Source organism: Algoriphagus antarcticus (assembly GCF_002150685.1).
Classification (GTDB): domain Bacteria; phylum Bacteroidota; class Bacteroidia; order Cytophagales; family Cyclobacteriaceae; genus Algoriphagus; species Algoriphagus antarcticus.
Genome location: NZ_MSSW01000071.1, coordinates 1 through 19,858, shown reverse-complemented (window position 1 = coordinate 19,858; position 19,858 = coordinate 1). Strand labels below are relative to the sequence as shown.

The following is a 19,858-nucleotide window of genomic DNA, read 5'->3' as shown; positions in this document are numbered from 1 at the left end:
ATTTTTAAGCTTAAAGAGAAGTGATCAAAGTCCCAATTTCTTCGCCTTCCACCAGTTTTTTAAGGTTTCCTGCCAAATTCATATCGAATACAATGATAGGAAGGTTGTTTTCCTGGCACAAAGTAAAGGCCGTCATGTCCATGACGTTTAGGTTCTTTTCATAAACTTCTTGAAACGATATGGTTTTATATTTTGTGGCTGTTGGATCTTTTTCTGGATCGGCAGTATATACGCCATCCACTCTTGTTCCTTTCAATACGATATCTGCTTCGACTTCTATAGCTCTCAAACTTGCTGTAGAGTCAGTAGTGAAGTACGGATTACCAATACCTGCACCGAAAATTACTATACGACCTTTTTCCAAGTGTCGGATTGCTCTTCTTCGAATAAAGGGTTCGCAAACACTTTCGATTTTAATTCCAGACATCAAGCGAGTGTACATCCCGCCTTGCTCCAGTGCACTTTGCAGCGCCATGGCATTGATCAACGTAGCAAGCATACCCATGTAGTCGCCCTGCACTCTATCGATCCCTGACTTTTCTGCTTGAACTCCTCTGAAAATATTGCCACCTCCGATTACGATTGCAACTTCTACACCCATGTCATGTACTTTTTTGATCTCCTGCGTGTATTGCTGAAGTCTAACTGGATCTATGCCATAATTCTTGTCACCCATGAGCGCTTCTCCACTGAGTTTGAGCAATATTCTCTTGTATTTCATGTGTTTGATGTTGTATTTCAGAGGTTTTTTGTCGCTATTGTTGCGATTATTTGAGGCGAGTTATTCTCAGGATCGCGCTAAAAAACATTAGCAAACTGACTGAAAAAGGATCGGACATAGCCCGATTTGCACAAAATAATCCGACAAATATAATTTCTTCATTTCATTATGCTAGGCTTAAAAGCTAAAATTGAATCAAGACTTGATTTTTTTCTACACTTTGATTGAGAGAAACTTTTACTGCTTTCACGATACCATCTCCTGGGGATTTCAGAATGTTCTCCATTTTCATGGCTTCCAAAATCAGTACTACATCTCCTTTTTTGACCTCATCACCTGGCTTTACTTTCAGGTCTAGGATCAATCCAGGCATTGGAGCTTTTATTTCTTTCAGAGCCTGCGAGGCCATATTGGTCATTCCCATTTGTTCCAGAAGCAAATCAAATCTATCCTTGAGTTGCAGGGTTGAGATTTTGTTGCCAAGTTTGATTTGAACAGTTTTTGTTTCCTTATCTATGGAAATCAATTCTGCCTCTAGGGACTTATTTTCATAAATCAGGTGAATTTTTCGATCCGAAATCCACTGAAGATCCCAATCGATCGTTTTGCTATTTACTTGAATAATATCACCGGTTTTTTCTACCGAATAGCTTTTATTTTGGATGGTAACTGTAAACATTCATGTTAATTTGAAGCCGAATATACAATTTCCCATAAAACAGAAACCCTTCTTTCTTTTTAAATATGAATCAAATGATCTTGAAGAACATAGGATTTTGGAGAAATTCATCCAGACTTTCGGCTCTTTTTATAGTGATAATTACGATGGCATGTAAGTCTAATCAACTACCTGTGCAAGAGTCCAAGGAAAATATTTCTGCAATTACTGTCTCCCTTGATACTATCCCGAAGAAAATAGACAGTGTTGCCGTGAAAGCGAAAATTGAAGAGAAAGAGCGGGCAATTGCCGCATATAATCCCTCGGTAAAAAAAGATTTTGACATCCTGCATACAGACTTGGACTTATCGTTTGACTTTAAGCGTCAGGCTGTAATTGGAAAAGCTGAATTGACCATCAAACCATTTTTTTATCCAAATAAAGAACTTGTACTTGATGCGCAGGATTTTGAGTTGGGAGAGATATTTTTTGTTCAAAATGGGAATAGAGAATCGATAACCTATGACTACGACGAAGCTAAGCTCCGGATTCATCTGCCGAGGGTATTAACTAAAGCTGATACGTTCCGAATAGCATTAGACTATTCTGCTTTTCCTGAGCGAAATGCAGGAGGTGGGAGCCAGGCTATCACGGATACTAAGGGTCTTTATTTTATTGACCCTTTGGACACTCTACCCGATAAACCAACGATGATCTGGACACAGGGGGAGACGACGCATAATTCCAAATGGTTTCCCACCATTGACTCTCCAAATGAAAAGTTCACTCAGCTCATTAAATTGACAGTGGCGGATACTTTGATTACAATAGGAAATGGGGAATTGATCAAGCAGGAGTCTTTAGGGGAAGGGTTGAGAAAAGATTACTGGGAAATGAAGCTTCCTCATTCGGCTTATTTGGCAGCATTTGCCATTGGGGATTTCGGTAAAGTGGAGGCTAAATGGGAGGATGTTTCGCTTGGTTATTTTGTGGAAAAAGGCTACGAAAAAGGGGCAGCTATAGTATTCCAAGATACTCCAGAAATGATCGGTTTCTTTTCGGATTTACTTGGTGTGAGATACCCATGGCCGAAGTATGATCAAATAGTCGTTCGAGACTTTGTGTCAGGTGCTATGGAAAATACGACTGCTTCCATTTTTATGGAGGAATTGAGGTTGACAGAACGGGAGGCTATTGACTCTGAGTGGGATTATATTATTGCTCACGAGCTTTTTCATCAGTGGTTCGGTGACTATGTGACCACTGAGTCATGGGCAAACCTTACTTTGAATGAAGGATTTGCTAATTACAGTGAGTTCTTGTGGAATGAGTATAAGCATGGGGAAGATGAAGCTAAGCTGAAGCTTATAGCTGAAACAGAGAATTACTTTTTGGAAGCAGAAACTAAACTGGCTGACCTGATCCGATTTGATTACGATGATGCGGAAGACATGTTTGATTCGCATAGTTATTCCAAAGGGGGAGCAATTTTCCACATGCTTCGGGAGTACTTAGGAAAGGATGCATTTTATGCAGGGTTAAAATATTATCTAACGAAGCATGCTTTTGATAACGTAGAAGTTAATGATCTCCGAATAGCATTTGAAAAAGTCAGTGGGGAGGATTTGAATTGGTTTTTCAACCAGTGGTTTTTAGCTAAAGGACATCCAAAACTTCATTTTGAGGTGGATTATTCTAAGCCAGAAAACATCCTTATTTCGGTAACTCAACTTCAGGACTTGAATACAACCCCGCTTTATCAACTGCCATTGGATGTGAGTTGGTATGAGGGAAATCAAAGAAAAAGTAAGCGATTCATGATCACAAAGGGTTTCCAGCAGATCTCCTTAGAAAATGAAAATCCAGTTGATCTGGTATTTGTAGATGAGCAGAAAAACCTGCTTGCCAAAAAGTCTATGGAAGCAAGCCCTGATCAAATGCGCCGACAGTTCAGAACTTCTAACTATGGAATTTCCAGATACGAGGCATTGGATAGTTTGGCTGCTTGGGAAGCGGTGACGGAATTAGAATCCATCATTCCTGAGGCATTAGAGGATGAGTTTTGGTCTGTCAGAGAATCTGCTTTATCCATCTTACAGGGATATCCAGAATGGCTAGAAGATACGCCAGAATTAGCACAAAGAGTTGTTTACATTGCTGAGAATGATGAAAGAAACTCAGTCAGAGCAGGGGCGATTGATGTGCTGTCAGCTTATTCTCCCGATGACTATTATTCTGTTTTTCTGAAATTAGCTGAGGACTCATCCTATATGGTCTCAGGGTCTGCATTGATGGGGTTGGTCAGTATGGAATCTCAGGAGATTGATCCTTTATTGATGGAAGGTTTTGCAGGTGAAAGTAATTTCCGTATGGTGATCCCTGTTGCTGATTATTACATATCGAATGCTTTTCCCGGTAAAGGAGAATGGTTTTTGAATCAAGCTAATACAATTTCTGGGGAGGGTCTCTATTACTTCTTGGGCTATTTGAGTGAGTATTTCAGCCGCTTCCCGGAAGAAGGCGAAGGCAAGGCTACTAATTATTTATTTGGAATAATGGAAAATGATACAAGAAGCTATGTTCGATTAGGAGCTTTTCAGGGTTTATTGGGCTTTTCTGACAATCCTGAGATTTTGAAGAAAATCAGTGAGGTAGCAGCCCAGGAATCGGATAGTGAACTGATAATGTACTACCAATATTTTCTAGAGACTTTAAAAGATGAAAATTAAGGCCTTGATTTATAATTGTTTGGAAATAAAAACTGCAAAACCCCGCCAAATTTGAAATTCATGTTTTGAATCTTTGATAAAAGCTTATAATTTTGCCATCCGTTACGATAGGAAAGCCCGATAAAAAGGCAAGAAAGTAGCAGTAAAGGGGGAATACCAAAGCGGCCAACTGGGACGGACTGTAAATCCGTTGACTTAAGTCTTCATAGGTTCGAATCCTATTTCCCCCACACCATTGCCAGAATGCGAAATTATTTTTCTAATTTTGCAGGGCGAAAAAAGACCGGGGTAAGACCAGGTCAAAATGGAAGTAGCTCTCCAAGGTATTAACTGAAATGTAAAGTACTTAGAGGTAGAGCGGCCAGAGATGAAATCATCTCGAAAGATTACAAGCGGGAGTAGCTCAGTTGGTAGAGCGGCAGCCTTCCAAGCTGCAGGTCGCGGGTTCGAGCCTCGTCTCCCGCTCTTTAGTTTCCCCAAGAATTCTTGTGGGAGCATAAGAGTCTAAGCCGACGTAGCTCAGGGGTAGAGTACTTCCTTGGTAAGGAAGGGGTCAGGGGTTCAAATCCCCTCGTTGGCTCATTTCGATTAAAAGAAAAAAAAATTAAATATATCTTTAAACTTAAACTGAGGATTTTCACGCATGGCAAAAGCACAATTCGACCGTTCCAAGCCGCACGTTAATATCGGTACGATTGGTCACGTAGATCATGGAAAGACCACTTTGACTGCTGCCATCACTACCGTACTGGCTAGTAAGGGTCTATCTGAATTAAGAGACTTTTCTTCTATCGATAACGCGCCAGAGGAAAAAGAAAGAGGTATCACCATTAACACCTCTCACGTAGAATATCAAACTGAAAAAAGACACTACGCTCACGTAGATTGTCCAGGTCACGCTGATTACGTTAAGAACATGGTAACTGGTGCTGCCCAAATGGACGGCGCCATCCTAGTAGTAGCTGCTACTGACGGACCAATGCCTCAAACTAGAGAGCATATCCTTTTGGCTCGCCAGGTAGGTGTGCCTCAACTAGTAGTATTTATGAATAAAGTAGATATGGTTGATGATCCTGAGCTTCTTGAGCTTGTGGAGATGGAAATCAGAGAACTACTTTCTTTCTATGAATTCGACGGTGACAATATCCCTGTAATTGCTGGTTCTGCACTTGGTGCATTGAACGGTGAAGAAAAGTGGGTTGAAACTGTGATGGAATTGATGAATGCTGTTGATTCTTTTATCCCTCTTCCAGAAAGAGCGATTGATAAGGATTTCTTGATGCCTGTAGAGGACGTATTCTCGATCACTGGTCGTGGTACTGTAGCTACTGGTAGAATTGAAAGAGGAATCATTAACTCTGGTGAAGGAGTTGACATTATCGGTATGGGTGCTGAAGGCCTTAAGTCTACAGTAACTGGTGTTGAGATGTTCCGTAAGATTCTTGACAGAGGTGAAGCTGGTGACAACGTTGGTCTATTGCTAAGAGGTATTGAAAAATCACAAATCAAACGTGGTATGATTATCTGTAAGCCAGGATCTGTGAAGCCCCATTCTCACTTCAACGCTGAAGTTTATGTTCTTTCTAAAGAAGAAGGTGGACGTCACACTCCATTCTTCAACAGATACCGTCCACAGTTCTACCTTAGAACTACAGATGTAACTGGCGAAATTACACTTCCAGAGAACGTTGAGATGGTAATGCCAGGTGATAACGTGACTATCGAGGTAAATTTGCTTAACGCGGTTGCTCTTGAGAAAGGTCTTCGTTTTGCGATCCGTGAGGGTGGTAGAACAGTAGGAGCTGGTCAGGTTACTGAAATTCTTGACTAATCATCAATCACTGATTGACTATTTATACAATGCGATCTCAAATTATTTTGGGATCGCATTTGTTTCTTTAGTAATCAATCCCTAATTTTGCGTTCCCATTAGCGGGACGTTCATTTACACGGGCATAGTTCAACGGCAGAATAGCGGTCTCCAAAACCGTTGATGGGAGTTCGAATCTCTCTGCCCGTGCCAGTAAGTTAAGTACACTATGAATCTGAAAAACTTTGTTCTAGAATCTTATGATGAGATGGTAAATAAGGTCACCTGGCCGAAATTTTCATTTCTTCAAAATAGTGCAGTATTGGTGCTAGTCGCCTCGCTGATCTTCGCCCTATTTATAGGTGTGGTAGATTTGGGATTCGAAAACATCATGAAATGGTTTTATGATTTATTCTAATTGAATTGACATTACAGAATGGCTGAACATAAGTGGTACGTACTCAGAGTAGTAGCGGGACAGGAGAAAAAAACTAAAACCTATCTGGATAATGAAATTGCCAGAGAAGATATTGGTGGTTTTATTCCTGAAGTCTTAATACCCTCAGAGAAAGTATATGAGATGCGCAACGGTAAAAAGCGCGTCAGAGAAAGAAACTTCTTTCCTGGCTACGTTTTAGTTAATGCGGATCTCTCAAATGGTGAAGCCAATCACGTAATTACAAGTATTCCGGGAGTGATCGGTTTCTTAGGATCTAACTCAGGCGGGGCTTCCAAAACCCCTGAGCCACTTCGTCAGTCAGAAATCAACCGTATTTTAGGTAAGGTTGAAGAGATTGATGAGTTCGCAGAGAAGCTGGATACTCCATTTATAATTGGGGAGACTGTCAAAGTTATGGACGGCCCTTTCAGTGGATTTACCGGAATTATAGAGGAAATATTTGAGGAGAAGAAAAAACTTAATGTTATGGTTAAGATCTTCGGCCGAAATACTCCTGTTGAATTAAACTTTATACAAGTAGAAAAACAAGACTAAGCAATGGCTAAGGAAATCACTGGTTATATAAAACTACAAGTGAAAGGTGGCCAGGCAAACCCGTCGCCTCCAGTTGGTCCGGCCCTTGGTTCCAAGGGTCTGAACATCATGGAGTTTTGTAAGCAGTACAACGCACGTACCCAAGAAAAAATTGGTCAAGTGCTACCTGTATTGATTACGATCTACTCAGACAAAACTTTTGACTTCGTAGTAAAAACTCCTCCTGCAGCAAATTTGTTGCTAGAGGCTGCGAAAGCAAAAAGCGGATCTGCTGAACCTAACCGTAAGAAGGTAGGATCAGTAACCTGGGATCAGGTGAGAGAAATAGCGGAGGTTAAAATGCCTGACCTTAATGCTTTCAAAGTTGAGTCTGCTATGAAAATGGTAGCTGGTACAGCAAGAAGCATGGGAATCACAGTATCTGGTAAAGCCCCTTGGGAAGTATAAATAAAAAACAATGGCTAAGTTAACAAAAAAGCAAAAAGAAGCTCTTTCTAAGTACGACCCAAGCCAAGTGTACTCCCTGGAGGCAGCTTCTACTATCGTGAAGGATATTACTATGACGAAGTTTGACGCTTCTGTAGATTTAGACATCCGTTTGGGTGTAGATCCACGGAAAGCTGATCAAATGGTAAGAGGCGTTGTTGCGCTTCCACATGGTACAGGCAAAGACATCAAAGTATTGGTGCTTTGTACTCCTGACAAAGTAGCAGAAGCAACCGAAGCAGGTGCAGATTACGCAGGCTTGGACGACTACATAGCTAAAATCGAAGGCGGATGGACTGACATTGATGTCATCATCACTATGCCTAACGTAATGGCGAAAGTAGGTAGATTGGGTAGAGTATTAGGACCTAGAGGTCTTATGCCAAATCCTAAATCAGGAACCGTTACTCTGGATGTAGCAAAGGCAGTAAAAGAAGTAAAAGCAGGTAAAATTGATTTCAAAGTAGATAAGTTTGGGATCATACATGCTGGTATCGGTAGGGCATCCTTCACTGCAGCGCAGATTGAAGAGAATGTAAAAGAACTTATCCTTACTATTTCTAGGCTAAAGCCATCATCCTCTAAGGGAACGTATTTCAAGAGTATTCATTTATCCAGTACAATGTCTCCTGGAATTGCAGTGGACAAGGGTAGCATTCAAGGAATTTAATCATGACTAGAGACGAAAAGAAAGTAATAATCGACGGTCTTACTGAGAAATTTAAAGAAAACCCTTTCTTCTATATCACTGATGCTTCAGGTTTCTCTGTTGCGCAAGTGAATGCATTCAGAAGAGCTTGTTACGAAAAAGGCGTTGAGTACAAAGTGTACAAAAACACCTTGGTAACCAAAGCTCTGGAAAATTTAGATGCCGACTTTACAGAGTTGTCAGATAAAGCATTGAAAGGATTCTCTGGAATTATTTTCTCTAAAGAGACGAGTAATCTTCCAGCAAATGTATTGCTGGATTTCAGAAAAAAATTAGGTAAAAAAGCAACGAAGCCAGCATTCAAAGGAGCTTCTATCGATGCAGATATATTCATCGGTGAAGAAAATCTAGAAATGCTTTCTAAGTTGAAGTCAAAGGAGGAGTTGCTAGGCGATCTTATCGGCTTGCTACAATCTCCAGCGATGAATCTTATCTCAGCATTGCAAAGTGGCCAGAACAATATTACTGGCGTGCTTAAGACTCTTGCTGATAGAGAAGAAAAATAAGTTAAAAAAAATAATTCAAACAAATATTAAATTTCAAATACAATGGCAGATCTTACGCAACTTGCAGATCAGTTGGTAAACTTGACTGTAAAAGAGGTTAAAGAATTGACAGATATCCTTAAGGATCAGTATGGCATCGAGCCAGCTTCTGCAGGCGCAGTAGTTGTAGCAGGTGGTGCTGGTGCTGGTGAAGCTGCAGCTGAAGAAGAGAAAACGACTTTTGACGTGATCTTGAAAGCTGCTGGTGGATCAAAACTGGCAGTTGTTAAGCTTGTAAAAGAATTGACAGGTCTTGGTCTTAAAGAGGCTAAAGAACTAGTTGACTCTGCTCCTAAAGCATTGAAAGAAGGTGTAGCTAAGGACGAAGCTGAAGGCTTGAAGAAGTCTTTGGAAGAAGCCGGTGCTGAAGTAGAGATCAAATAATTTGCTGAGCCGCAACTATTAGGTTGGGGTTCACACCTAAGACCTGACTATTTTAGTCAGGTCTTTTCCTGTTTATGCACAGGTTCAAAATTGCATTATTTTAAGCGAAAATTGTATTTTATCGCTATTAATATTTCACCATAAACATACACTACCTTGGCTATCAAGAATCAAACCGAAAGGAAAAGTTTCTCCTCCATTAAGGTGGTCAAAAGCTATCCGGATTTTCTCGATATTCAGTTGCAGTCTTTCAAAGACTTTTTCCAACTGGATACTCCAGCAGAAAAACGCCGGGCAGACGGTTTATTTAAAGTATTCGCAGAAAACTTCCCAATCAGTGATTCCAGAGAGAATTTCACTCTTGAATTTATTGATTACGCAGTAGACCCACCGAAATATTCTGTGAGCGAATGCATTGACCGTGGCTTGACCTACTCTGTACCGTTGAAAGCAAAGTTGAGATTACTTTGCCATGATGAGGATAATGAAGATTTCGAAACGATTGAGCAAGAAGTATTCCTAGGTAATCTTCCGTATATGACCGAGAAAGGGTCATTTGTAATTAATGGTGCAGAACGAGTAATTGTTTCACAACTTCACCGTTCGCCAGGTGTGTTCTTTGCGCAAAGCAAGCACACAAATGGCACGAAGCTTTACTCTGCCAGAATTATCCCTTTCAAAGGATCTTGGATTGAATTTGCTACTGACATTAATAATGTGATGTATGCATATATTGATCGTAAGAAGAAGTTCCCAGTAACTACCTTGCTAAGATCTATTGGCTATGGCTCTGACAAAGATATTCTCGACTTGTTCGGTCTATCTGAGGAAGTCAATGCTACTAAGACAGCAATGAAAAAAGTGGCTGGAAGGAAGCTTGCTGCGAGGGTTCTAAGGACCTGGGTAGAAGATTTCGTAGATGAAGATACTGGTGAAGTAGTCTCCATCGATAGAAATGAGGTATTGCTAGAGCGTGATACCATTCTTTCAGACGAAGATATTGAAATGATCTTAGACTCAGGCTCGAAGAGCATCATTCTCCACAGAGAAGATGTAAACGTGGCTGATTACTCTATCATTTATAACACATTACAAAAAGATAGCTCTAACTCTGAGAAAGAGGCTGTAGAAGTTATCTACCGTCAATTGAGAAATACGGAAGCACCAGATGAGTCAACGGCTCGTGAGGTGATTCATAGCTTATTCTTCTCCGACAAGCGTTATGATCTAGGTGAAGTAGGTCGTTATAGAATCAATAAAAAACTTGGTCTTGATATCGATTCAGCTAAAATCGTTCTTACCAAGGAAGATATTATTCACATCGTAAAATACCTTATCGGATTAATTAATTCTAAGGCTGTGGTCGATGATATTGACCACTTGAGCAATAGACGAGTAAGAACTGTAGGCGAGCAGCTGTACAGCCAATTCGGTGTTGGTTTGGCTAGAATGTCCAGAACGATCCGTGAAAGAATGAACGTTCGAGACAATGAAGACTTTAAACCAGTCGATTTGATCAATGCTCGTACACTTTCTTCAGTGATCAATTCCTTCTTTGGAACAAACCAGCTTTCTCAGTTTATGGATCAAACCAATCCATTGGCTGAATTGACTCATAAGAGAAGACTTTCAGCTTTGGGTCCAGGTGGTCTTTCCAGAGAAAGAGCAGGATTTGAGGTTCGAGATGTTCATTATACGCACTACGGTCGTCTGTGTACTATCGAAACTCCAGAAGGTCCTAACATTGGTTTGATTTCTTCACTTTGCGTTCATGCCAAGGTCAACTCTATGGGCTTCCTTGAGACTCCTTACCGCAAGGTAAAGGAGGGTAAAGTAAGTATGAAAGCTGAGGATATCTTGTTCCTTACAGCTGAAGAAGAAGATAATCATAACATTGCCCAGGCAAATGCTCCTTTGGATGAGTCTGGCAAGTTTATTAACGAAAAAGTAAAAGCAAGATTCGAAGGTGACTTCCCTGTGTTGGAGCCTTCAGAAATCAGCTATATGGACGTTGCTCCTAATCAGATTGTATCAGTTGCGGCATCTTTGATTCCATTCTTGGAACATGATGATGCTAACCGTGCATTGATGGGATCCAACATGCAGCGTCAAGCAGTGCCTTTGTTGAAAGCTGAAGCACCGATTGTAGGTACTGGCCTTGAAGCAAAAGCAGCTGTAGATTCTAGATCACTAATCATAGCGGAAGCAAGTGGTGTAGTTGATTATGTGGATGCTAGGAAAATCACCATCAAGTACGATTTAACTGATGATGAGCTACTGGTTAATTTCACAGACGAATACAAGTCTTATAATTTGATCAAATTCAGAAGAACTAACCAAGACACTACAATCAACCTTACTCCTTTGGTCCTGAAAGGCCAAAAGGTGAAAAAAGGTCAGGTGCTAGTAGAAGGTTACTCTACTAATAACGGTGAGCTAGCTCTAGGTAAAAACTTGAAAGTGGCATACATGCCTTGGCAAGGATACAACTTTGAAGATGCGATCGTAATCTCTGAGCGTGTAGTAAGAGAGGATGTCTTTACTTCTATCCACGTTGAAGAATTCCAATTGGAAGTTCGTGATACGAAGAGAGGTGAAGAAGAATTGACTTCTGAAATACCTAACGTCTCTGAAGAAGCAGTTAAAAATCTTGATGAGCATGGTATCATCGCGATTGGAGCTGAAGTAAAAGAAGGCGATATTATCATTGGTAAGATCACTCCAAAAGGTGAAACAGATCCGACTCCAGAGGAGAAATTGCTTAGAGCAATCTTCGGTGATAAAGCAGGTGATGTGAAAGATGCGTCTTTAAAAGCTTCACCTTCCTTGAATGGTGTAGTAATCGAGACCAAGCTTTTCGCAAGACCTAAGAAAGATAAAGACGTAAGAGCGAAGTCTAAAGCTGAGGTTGAAAAACTCAAGGGCAGATACTCCAAAGACCTATCAGGTCTAAGAGCCCGCATGATCAATAAGATGGTTACCATCTTAGACGGTAAAACATCTCAGAGCGTAAAGCACAAATTTGGGGATGAGATCATCACCAAAGGGCAGAAGTTCAACTTGAAAAACATTGAAAACAACCTTTTCCCTGCTAAGAATCCTTACAGAGATGAGAGTAACTACAATGTTCCAGAAGAGGCTAACCTAATATCTGATATCGTTCTTGACGACTGGACAAATGATCCGCATATCAATGGGTTGATTGTTCATCTGGTGAAAAACTTTATCAACTCAAGAAATGAGATCAGTGGTACCTTCAAAAGAGAAAGATTCACTCTTGAGGTAGGAGACGAACTTCCTGCTGGTATCGTTCAACTTGCCAAAGTTTACATCGCTAAGAAGCGTAAGCTAAAAGTAGGTGATAAGATGGCGGGTCGCCACGGTAACAAGGGTATCGTAGCAAGAATCGTCAGAGACGAGGATATGCCATTCCTTGAGGACGGAACTCCAATGGATATCGTATTGAATCCGCTAGGTGTACCTTCTCGTATGAACATCGGACAGATCTTCGAAACTGTATTGGCTTGGGCTGGACAGAAACTGGATAAGAAATATGCTACCCCAATCTTTGATGGTGCTTCTATGGAGGAAGTATCTCATGAATTGGAATTGGCAGGCTTGCCAGCGTACGGACGAACTTACCTTTACGATGGTCTTTCGGGTGTGAAATTCGATCAGCCAATCACAGTAGGTATTTCATACATGCTGAAACTTGGACACTTGGTAGATGATAAGATGCACGCACGTTCAATCGGACCTTACTCATTGATCACGCAGCAGCCATTGGGTGGTAAAGCTCAGTTTGGTGGTCAGCGTTTCGGAGAGATGGAAGTTTGGGCACTGGAAGCATTCGGAGCATCTCACGTACTGCAGGAAATCCTGACAGTGAAGTCTGATGACGTAATCGGTAGAGCAAAAGCTTACGAAGCAATTGTGAAGGGTGAAAACCTTCCTAAACCTAATATTCCTGAATCATTCAACGTATTGGTTCATGAGTTGAGAGGTTTGGCTCTTGAAATTACCCTAGATTAATAAAGCGAATGGGCTCGCAAGAGCCCTTTACATATCTTTCAAAAAACTATGGCGTTCAGAAAAAATAAAAAACTTAACAATGATTTTTCCAGAGTCACCATCAGTTTGGCTTCCCCAGAATCTATTCTGGATAGCTCAAACGGTGAAGTGACCCAGCCAGAGACGATCAATTATAGAACCTACAAGCCAGAAATGGGCGGGTTGTTCTGTGAGAGAATCTTTGGTCCAGTCAAAGACTGGGAGTGTCATTGTGGCAAGTACAAGCGCATCAGGTATAAAGGTATTATCTGCGACCGCTGCGGTGTAGAGGTTACAGAGAAGAAAGTAAGAAGAGAGAGAATGGGGCACATCGAACTTGTAGTTCCAGTTGCTCACATTTGGTATTTCAAATCTCTTCCTAATAAAATCGGTTACCTTCTTGGTCTTCCAACTAAGAAGCTTGACCAGATTGTCTATTACGAGCGTTATGCAGTAGTACAGGCAGGTATCAAAGCAGAAGAGGGAGTTCAATATTTAGATTTCTTAACTGAAGATGAATACTTGGACATCATGGATAAGCTGCCTAAGGAAAACCACATGCTTGATGATGCTGATCCAAATAAATTCATCGCCAAAATGGGTGCTGAAGCTTTGGAGATGCTATTGGCAAGAATTGATCTGGATGATCTTTCTTACTCACTTCGTCACCAGGCAGCCACAGATACTTCTCAGCAGAGAAAAGCAGAAGCGCTGAAAAGACTGAAAGTAGTAGAAGCATTCCGTGATGCTAGGACTAGAATCGAAAACCGTCCTGAGTGGATGGTCGTTCGTATGGTCCCGGTAATTCCTCCGGAATTGCGTCCATTGGTTCCTTTGGATGGTGGTCGTTTTGCGACGTCCGATTTGAATGACCTTTATAGAAGAGTAATTATCAGAAACAACCGTCTGAAGAGATTGATCGATATCAAAGCTCCAGAGGTGATTTTGAGAAACGAGAAAAGAATGCTTCAGGAAGCTGTGGATTCTTTATTCGATAACTCTAGAAAAGTAAATGCGGTAAGATCTGATGGAAACCGTGCTTTGAAGTCTCTTTCTGATATGTTGAAAGGTAAGCAAGGTCGATTCCGTCAAAACTTGCTCGGTAAGCGTGTGGATTACTCCGGTCGTTCGGTGATTGTAGTAGGTCCAGAACTGAAGCTTCACGAGTGTGGTCTTCCTAAAAATATGGCAGCTGAACTTTTCAAGCCTTTTATAATCAGAAAACTGATCGAAAGAGGTATCGTAAAGACAGTGAAGTCAGCTAAGAAAATCGTGGATCGTAAAGATCCCGTGGTTTGGGATATCTTGGAAAACGTTTTGAAAGGACACCCTGTGCTCCTCAACCGTGCTCCAACGCTTCACAGATTGGGTATCCAAGCTTTTCAGCCGAAACTAATAGAAGGAAAAGCCATCCAGCTTCACCCATTGGTTTGTACCGCATTCAACGCCGATTTTGACGGTGATCAGATGGCGGTTCACGTTCCACTTGGTCATGAGGCGATTTTGGAAGCTTCTACCTTGATGCTTTCTTCTCACAACATACTTAATCCAGCGAACGGAGCTCCAATTACTGTGCCTTCTCAGGATATGGTATTGGGTCTATACTACGTGACAAAGGGTAAGAAATCTACGCCTGAGGAAATCGTGGCTGGTGAAGGCATGACTTTCTATAGTGTTGAGGAAGTGATCATCGCATTGAATGAAGAGAAAATCTCCAAACATGCGAATATTAAATGCAAAGTTCAATTGAGAACTGAAGATGGAGGTTACAAGGATGAAATCATTGAGACTGTAGCCGGTCGTTTGATTTTCAACCAGTTTGTGCCAAAAGAAGTAGGTTACGTAAATGAGCTTTTGACCAAGAAAAAACTTCAGCAAATTATTGCTAAGGTGGTTAAAGTTTGTGGAATGGCACGTACTGCTCTGTTCTTGGATGATATCAAGCACCTAGGATTTCAGATGGCCTACAAAGGCGGTCTTTCTATGGGATTGAATGATGTAATTATCCCGGAAGAAAAAGAACCTATGATCTCCAAAGCGAAAGACGAGGTAGATGAGGTTTGGAATAACTATAGAATGGGTCTGATCACAGACAACGAACGTTACAACCAGGTAATTGATATCTGGACTCGTACCAACTCTCATTTGACTAATAATCTAATGAAGCAGATGGAAGAGGATAAGCAAGGATTCAATGCGATCTACATGATGATGCACTCAGGAGCTCGTGGTTCCAGAGAACAAATTCGTCAGTTGGGTGGTATGAGAGGTTTAATGGCCAAGCCACAGAAAAACCTTCAAGGTTCTGTAGGTGAAATCATCGAAAACCCAATCCTTTCTAACTTCAAAGAAGGTCTGGATGTATTGGAATACTTTATCTCTACTCACGGTGCACGTAAAGGTCTTGCCGATACTGCATTGAAAACTGCTGATGCTGGTTACCTAACCAGACGTTTAGTAGATGTGGCTCAGGATATGATCATCACTGAAGATGATTGTGGTAGCTTAAGAGGACTTCTGGTTCAGCCATTGAGAGACAATGACGAGATCGTAGAACCTCTTTTTGAAAGGGTGCTGGGACGTGTTTCTGTTCACGATATTTTCCATCCTACCACGGATGAATTGATCGTAGAATCAGGTCTTGAAATTGATGATGAAGTAGCTAAGTTGATCGACGAATCTGGAATCGATGAAGTCGAGATCAGATCTGTGTTGACCTGCGAGACTCGTAGAGGTGTATGTGGTAAATGTTACGGAAGAAACCTTACTACTGGCCACATGGTGCAGGAAGGTGAATCTGTAGGTGTTATTGCAGCACAGTCTATTGGTGAGCCAGGTACGCAGCTTACACTAAGAACATTCCACGTGGGTGGTACCGCATCAAACATGGCTGTAGAGGCAAGTGTGATTGCTAAGTTTGATGGTGTTGTTGAATTTGACGATGAATTGAGATTGATCGAGACTACCAATAAAGATGGCGAGCATATCACGGTCGTCATGGGTAGATCAGGAGAGATCAAAGTCAATGATGCTAAGACTGGTAAGACGTTAGTGTCTAACCATGCTCCTTATGGTTCTATTGTCAATGTGAAGGATGGAGAAAAAATCACCAAGAACCAGACGCTTTGTAAGTGGGATCCATACAACGCAGTAATCTTGTCAGAATTCGATGGTAAAATTGAATTTGAAGCAATTGTAGAAGGTGTTACTTATAAGGAAGTGTCCGATGATCAGACAGGCTTCCGTGAGAAAGTAATCATTGATACTAAGGATAGAACTAAGAACCCTGCGATTATTGTAAACTATGGTGAAGAGACAAAAGCATACAATATTCCAGTAGGTGCTCACTTGGCAATTGAAGCAGGTGATAAAGTTAGATCTGGCCAAATCTTGGTAAAAATTCCAAGATCAGTAGGTAAGACAAGAGATATTACCGGTGGTCTTCCAAGAGTTACCGAGCTATTCGAAGCAAGAAATCCATCCAATCCGGCTGTAGTTTCTGAGATCGACGGTGTAGTAACATACGGTGGTATCAAAAGAGGTAACAGAGAGATCATCATCGAATCTAAAGATGGTGTGATCAAAAAGTATATGGTATCCTTGTCCAAGCATATCCTGGTTCAGGAGAATGACTTTATCAGAGCTGGTGAACCACTTTCTGACGGAGCAATTACTCCAAACGATATCTTGGCAATCAAAGGTCCAACTGCTGTTCAAGAATACTTGGTGAACGAAATACAAGAAGTTTACCGTCTTCAGGGTGTAAAAATCAACGATAAGCACATCGAGGTGATAGTAAGCCAGATGATGCAGAAAGTTGAAATCCTTGATGCTGGTGATACTGGGTTCCTTCAAAATCAGGTAGTGGATAAGTGGGCTTTCCGAGAAGAGAATGACAATATCCTTGACCGTAAGGTGGTCATGGATGCCGGTGATTCTTCTACGTTGAAGCCAGGAATGATTCTCTCTGCCAGAAGATTGAGAGATGAGAACTCTAGCTTGAAGCGTAAGGATCTTAAGTTGGTGCAGGTGCGTGATGCTGAAACTGCGGTTTCTAAGCCTACGCTACAAGGTATCACAGCGGCATCTTTGGGTACTGAGTCATTTATCTCTGCGGCTTCCTTCCAGGAGACTACTAAGGTGCTTTCAGAAGCAGCCATTAGAGGTAAGCGAGATGAATTGAAAGGACTGAAAGAAAACGTAATCGTTGGTCACTTGATTCCTGCCGGTACTGGTCAGAGAAGATTGCAGTCAGTGATCGTTGGTTCTCAAGAAGAATACGACAAACTTTCGGACAACATGGAGCGTAGTTCTAAGAGATCTAGCGAAGCGATCCTTTAATATTCTAATAACTTAATTTAAAAGGCCTGTTTTACGACAGGCCTTTTTTCTTAAAAGCTATACTAACCACGGTGGACGCAGAGTGTTTCGCAGAGGACGCAGTTGTTTTCGCCTCCCACCCAGAAGCTACGTTTGGGTATTTCTCTTTTATTACCTTTTGCGAGTTCCCAAATCATGTGGCTTTTATAACTTAAATTTGTACATATGCTTTATGTCCCAATTGAGGTAAAACTAAAATAGATTTTCCCTAACAAAAGCGGGAACGCCTCTTCGGTCTTCCGGCAGCCCCGCATGTCTTTCTAGTAAGGGTCTTCCAGCACGATAGACAACGAAAATAAGACTACTGGCTTCATTACGGATAATCATATAAAATAATATCAACCATGCAAGACGACAACAAAAAAGTAGATCAGCAGATCAATGTAGAGCTTTCGGAAGAAGTAGCTGAAGGTGTTTATTCCAATTTGGCTATGATCGCTCATTCCAATTCAGAATTTGTAATCGACTTCATTCGCCTGATGCCGGGTGTGCCAAAGGCCAAAGTAAAATCACGCATTATAGTAACTCCGGATCACGCCAAGCGTTTGCTTTCTGCCCTCAAGGATAACATCGAGAAGTACGAAGCTACTTTTGGGAAGATCAATCAATCGGGAGGAGCTCCTCAGTTTCCGATTAGTTTCGGTACACCTGGGGAAGCATGATTTCCTTTGAATCTCAAGAAAGAATTAGTCGGAAATTTCAGGTAATTCCATAGGATTGTATCTGACGATATTTCCGAGTATGATATACTGATGGCAGGAGACAATTCAAGTTAGGATTTCCCATGTATTTTGAGGCTATCCATGTAGAGATTGCCTGGATAGTCTTTAAAATCTTCTTTCAGCAATACCAAGTTCTTGATGTCCCTGATGATCAAGGTTTCTGCTCCACTTCCTGAGGCCGCAGCGTATTGTTGAACTATCTTCCTACAACCTTGACAGGCATTGTCTGCAAGTATTATATAGTTCCCATCTATGTTATTGGATTCTTTGATTTTTTCTATAAGCTTATCAAATGACCATCTTCGCTGACATCGGCAGATGGACTTTGGCATCCATATACTATCGCCATTAAAAAAACCAATGGACACAGGAGTTTATTCATTGTCCTGTTCCAGGATAAATTGCTTGAATACCAGCTCATCTTCATTTTCATAATCCACATAGGCGATATGAAAGCCTTGTTCATTGACAAAGCAGTTTTCGAAATAAGCCCCATCTTTGGGCTGTGAGATGTTATATTCAGTGAGTTTCTGGAATTTGCTATCCAATACGATAATGACCAGATCTCGGGGATTGGACATTGGATACAGGTAGTCACTCCTATAAGGATCGTAAGCTCCCTTTTTAGGGAGCTTACCTAAACGGTAATAGACATCACGATATATGTCGTAGTAGATGCTCCCAAACGTTGGCATGTTCATATAGTGGTCGATCTCCTCTTCTACCATTTCATAAGGCTTATAAGCAGGCCGGATATCTTTAAGCTTTTCTGATAAGGCTTGAAAATACTCAGTTTTTATAAAGTCGGGGTCAGAAACTGAAATTTGACCACTTCCAGCGTAACTAGTTATAATTTTGTTGGTTTTAGGGTTATAGCATGTGTAGGTAAATGTTAACATCCCTCCCCAAAATTTATCTTGCATATCTTCGGGGTATTTTAGCTTATAGGCAAAAGCCCTACTTTCTAAGTCAAAGACCGTAAATAGATGTCCATCACGTGTATAGGATTTTTCATCCGCTCTAGACATATTCATGGAAGGAATTATCACTTTCCCAGATCTGACAGTTAAAGGAGCTCTACTCGAAATGGATGCCGTCTGAATAAAATTACCTTTCTTCGGCACATGACTTGATACTTTGAATTCCACATTTTCGGGAGCCAAATCCAACTCATCAATTTTTTCAAATTTTGAGTTCAAAAGGAGTAGTCTGTAATGGTACTGCTGGCTGAGGAAAATACTGTCTGGATTGTGGATGTAGAATCCATATACAGAGTTGAGTGCACTTGGGCCTGAGATTGGATATTTGATTTCATGGTGGACTTTTCCTGTATTGAGATCGTAAAACTTAAACATATTTGCCCCAAGAATATGAAAAGCAATGGTTTCCTTTCCATGAAAGTTCTTCAGGTATCGGAAATAATTCTCATTTGGAGCGGTAACAGAATCAAGGTGAAGAACCAGTTCTTTTCCAGGTTTTATTGACCAAGAAAGGTTACTACTCTCTTCGTTTGGTTGAGAGCATGCAGCTAAAAATAGAATTACAAGTGCATTCAAAAACAGCCTTGTTAAATGTCTTTTCCTAAGCTTCATTCAAATCAAATCTAAGTCTGTTTCAATTTAGTTATTTATGCACAAAATCTTTTGATAAAGAATGTTCTGCCATTTACT

General features: G+C 41.0%; 15 protein-coding genes and 4 tRNA genes. 15 read left to right on the top strand and 4 right to left on the bottom strand.

The features are described from left to right. Positions 1 to 10 precede the first annotated feature (10 nt). Together pyrH and BVH04_RS20700 are read right to left on the bottom strand one after the other, a co-directional pair. Positions 11 to 721, bottom strand: coding sequence for a UMP kinase (gene pyrH, locus BVH04_RS20705; protein ID WP_086543370.1), 711 nt, complete (start codon positions 719 to 721; stop codon positions 11 to 13). Between the two features lie 184 nt (positions 722 to 905). Beyond that, a complete protein-coding gene (locus BVH04_RS20700) occupies positions 906 to 1,400 on the bottom strand; it encodes an acetyl-CoA carboxylase biotin carboxyl carrier protein subunit (RefSeq protein ID WP_086543369.1) in 495 nt (164 codons plus the stop codon). 74 nt (positions 1,401 to 1,474) lie between these two features. Between BVH04_RS20700 and BVH04_RS20695 the strand changes: the two genes are divergently transcribed. From BVH04_RS20695 to BVH04_RS20625, 15 genes are all read left to right on the top strand, one after another. Further along, complete coding sequence (locus BVH04_RS20695; RefSeq protein WP_086543385.1) at positions 1,475 to 4,108, top strand: M1 family aminopeptidase; 2,634 nt, start codon at positions 1,475 to 1,477, stop codon at positions 4,106 to 4,108. 147 nt (positions 4,109 to 4,255) lie between these two features. Next, a tRNA-Tyr gene (locus BVH04_RS20690) sits at positions 4,256 to 4,338 on the top strand. A gap of 162 nt (positions 4,339 to 4,500) precedes the next feature. Further along, positions 4,501 to 4,573, top strand: a tRNA-Gly gene (locus tag BVH04_RS20685). Between the two features lie 43 nt (positions 4,574 to 4,616). Next, positions 4,617 to 4,688 (top strand) — tRNA-Thr (locus BVH04_RS20680). 63 nt (positions 4,689 to 4,751) lie between these two features. Then, positions 4,752 to 5,939, top strand: a complete 1,188-nt coding sequence (gene tuf / locus BVH04_RS20675) for an elongation factor Tu (protein ID WP_086543368.1) — start codon at positions 4,752 to 4,754, stop codon at positions 5,937 to 5,939. Positions 5,940 to 6,057: 118 nt separating this feature from the next. Then, a tRNA-Trp gene (locus BVH04_RS20670) sits at positions 6,058 to 6,131 on the top strand. Positions 6,132 to 6,147: 16 nt separating this feature from the next. Then, a complete protein-coding gene (gene secE / locus BVH04_RS20665) occupies positions 6,148 to 6,336 on the top strand; it encodes a preprotein translocase subunit SecE (RefSeq protein WP_086543367.1) in 189 nt (62 codons plus the stop codon). 18 nt (positions 6,337 to 6,354) lie between these two features. Beyond that, positions 6,355 to 6,912 (top strand): transcription termination/antitermination protein NusG, encoded by a 558-nt coding sequence (nusG, locus tag BVH04_RS20660; protein WP_086543366.1) that lies wholly within the window; start codon positions 6,355 to 6,357, stop codon positions 6,910 to 6,912. Between the two features lie 3 nt (positions 6,913 to 6,915). Next, positions 6,916 to 7,359, top strand: coding sequence for a 50S ribosomal protein L11 (rplK, locus tag BVH04_RS20655; RefSeq protein ID WP_086543365.1), 444 nt, complete (start codon positions 6,916 to 6,918; stop codon positions 7,357 to 7,359). 10 nt (positions 7,360 to 7,369) lie between these two features. Continuing rightward, on the top strand, positions 7,370 to 8,068 hold the full coding sequence (gene rplA, locus BVH04_RS20650) for a 50S ribosomal protein L1 (RefSeq protein WP_086543364.1): 699 nt from the start codon (positions 7,370 to 7,372) through the stop codon (positions 8,066 to 8,068). A gap of 2 nt (positions 8,069 to 8,070) precedes the next feature. Further along, on the top strand, positions 8,071 to 8,613 hold the full coding sequence (gene rplJ / locus BVH04_RS20645; RefSeq protein WP_086543363.1) for a 50S ribosomal protein L10: 543 nt from the start codon (positions 8,071 to 8,073) through the stop codon (positions 8,611 to 8,613). Positions 8,614 to 8,655: 42 nt separating this feature from the next. Beyond that, positions 8,656 to 9,036, top strand: coding sequence for a 50S ribosomal protein L7/L12 (gene rplL / locus BVH04_RS20640; RefSeq protein WP_086543362.1), 381 nt, complete (start codon positions 8,656 to 8,658; stop codon positions 9,034 to 9,036). 156 nt (positions 9,037 to 9,192) lie between these two features. After that, complete coding sequence (gene rpoB, locus BVH04_RS20635) at positions 9,193 to 13,068, top strand: DNA-directed RNA polymerase subunit beta (protein ID WP_086543361.1); 3,876 nt, start codon at positions 9,193 to 9,195, stop codon at positions 13,066 to 13,068. Positions 13,069 to 13,116: 48 nt separating this feature from the next. Further along, on the top strand, positions 13,117 to 17,427 hold the full coding sequence (gene rpoC / locus BVH04_RS20630; protein WP_086543360.1) for a DNA-directed RNA polymerase subunit beta': 4,311 nt from the start codon (positions 13,117 to 13,119) through the stop codon (positions 17,425 to 17,427). 383 nt (positions 17,428 to 17,810) lie between these two features. Then, positions 17,811 to 18,128 (top strand): DUF3467 domain-containing protein, encoded by a 318-nt coding sequence (locus tag BVH04_RS20625; RefSeq protein ID WP_086543359.1) that lies wholly within the window; start codon positions 17,811 to 17,813, stop codon positions 18,126 to 18,128. Between the two features lie 110 nt (positions 18,129 to 18,238). Here the strand turns inward: BVH04_RS20625 and BVH04_RS20620 are convergent, their stop codons facing one another. Together BVH04_RS20620 and BVH04_RS20615 are read right to left on the bottom strand one after the other, a co-directional pair. Then, a complete protein-coding gene (locus BVH04_RS20620) occupies positions 18,239 to 18,556 on the bottom strand; it encodes a hypothetical protein (RefSeq protein ID WP_147303442.1) in 318 nt (105 codons plus the stop codon). A gap of 6 nt (positions 18,557 to 18,562) precedes the next feature. Further along, entirely contained in the window at positions 18,563 to 19,744 is a 1,182-nt protein-coding gene (locus tag BVH04_RS20615; RefSeq protein WP_169714474.1) for a DUF4221 family protein, read from the bottom strand. Positions 19,745 to 19,858 lie beyond the last annotated feature (114 nt).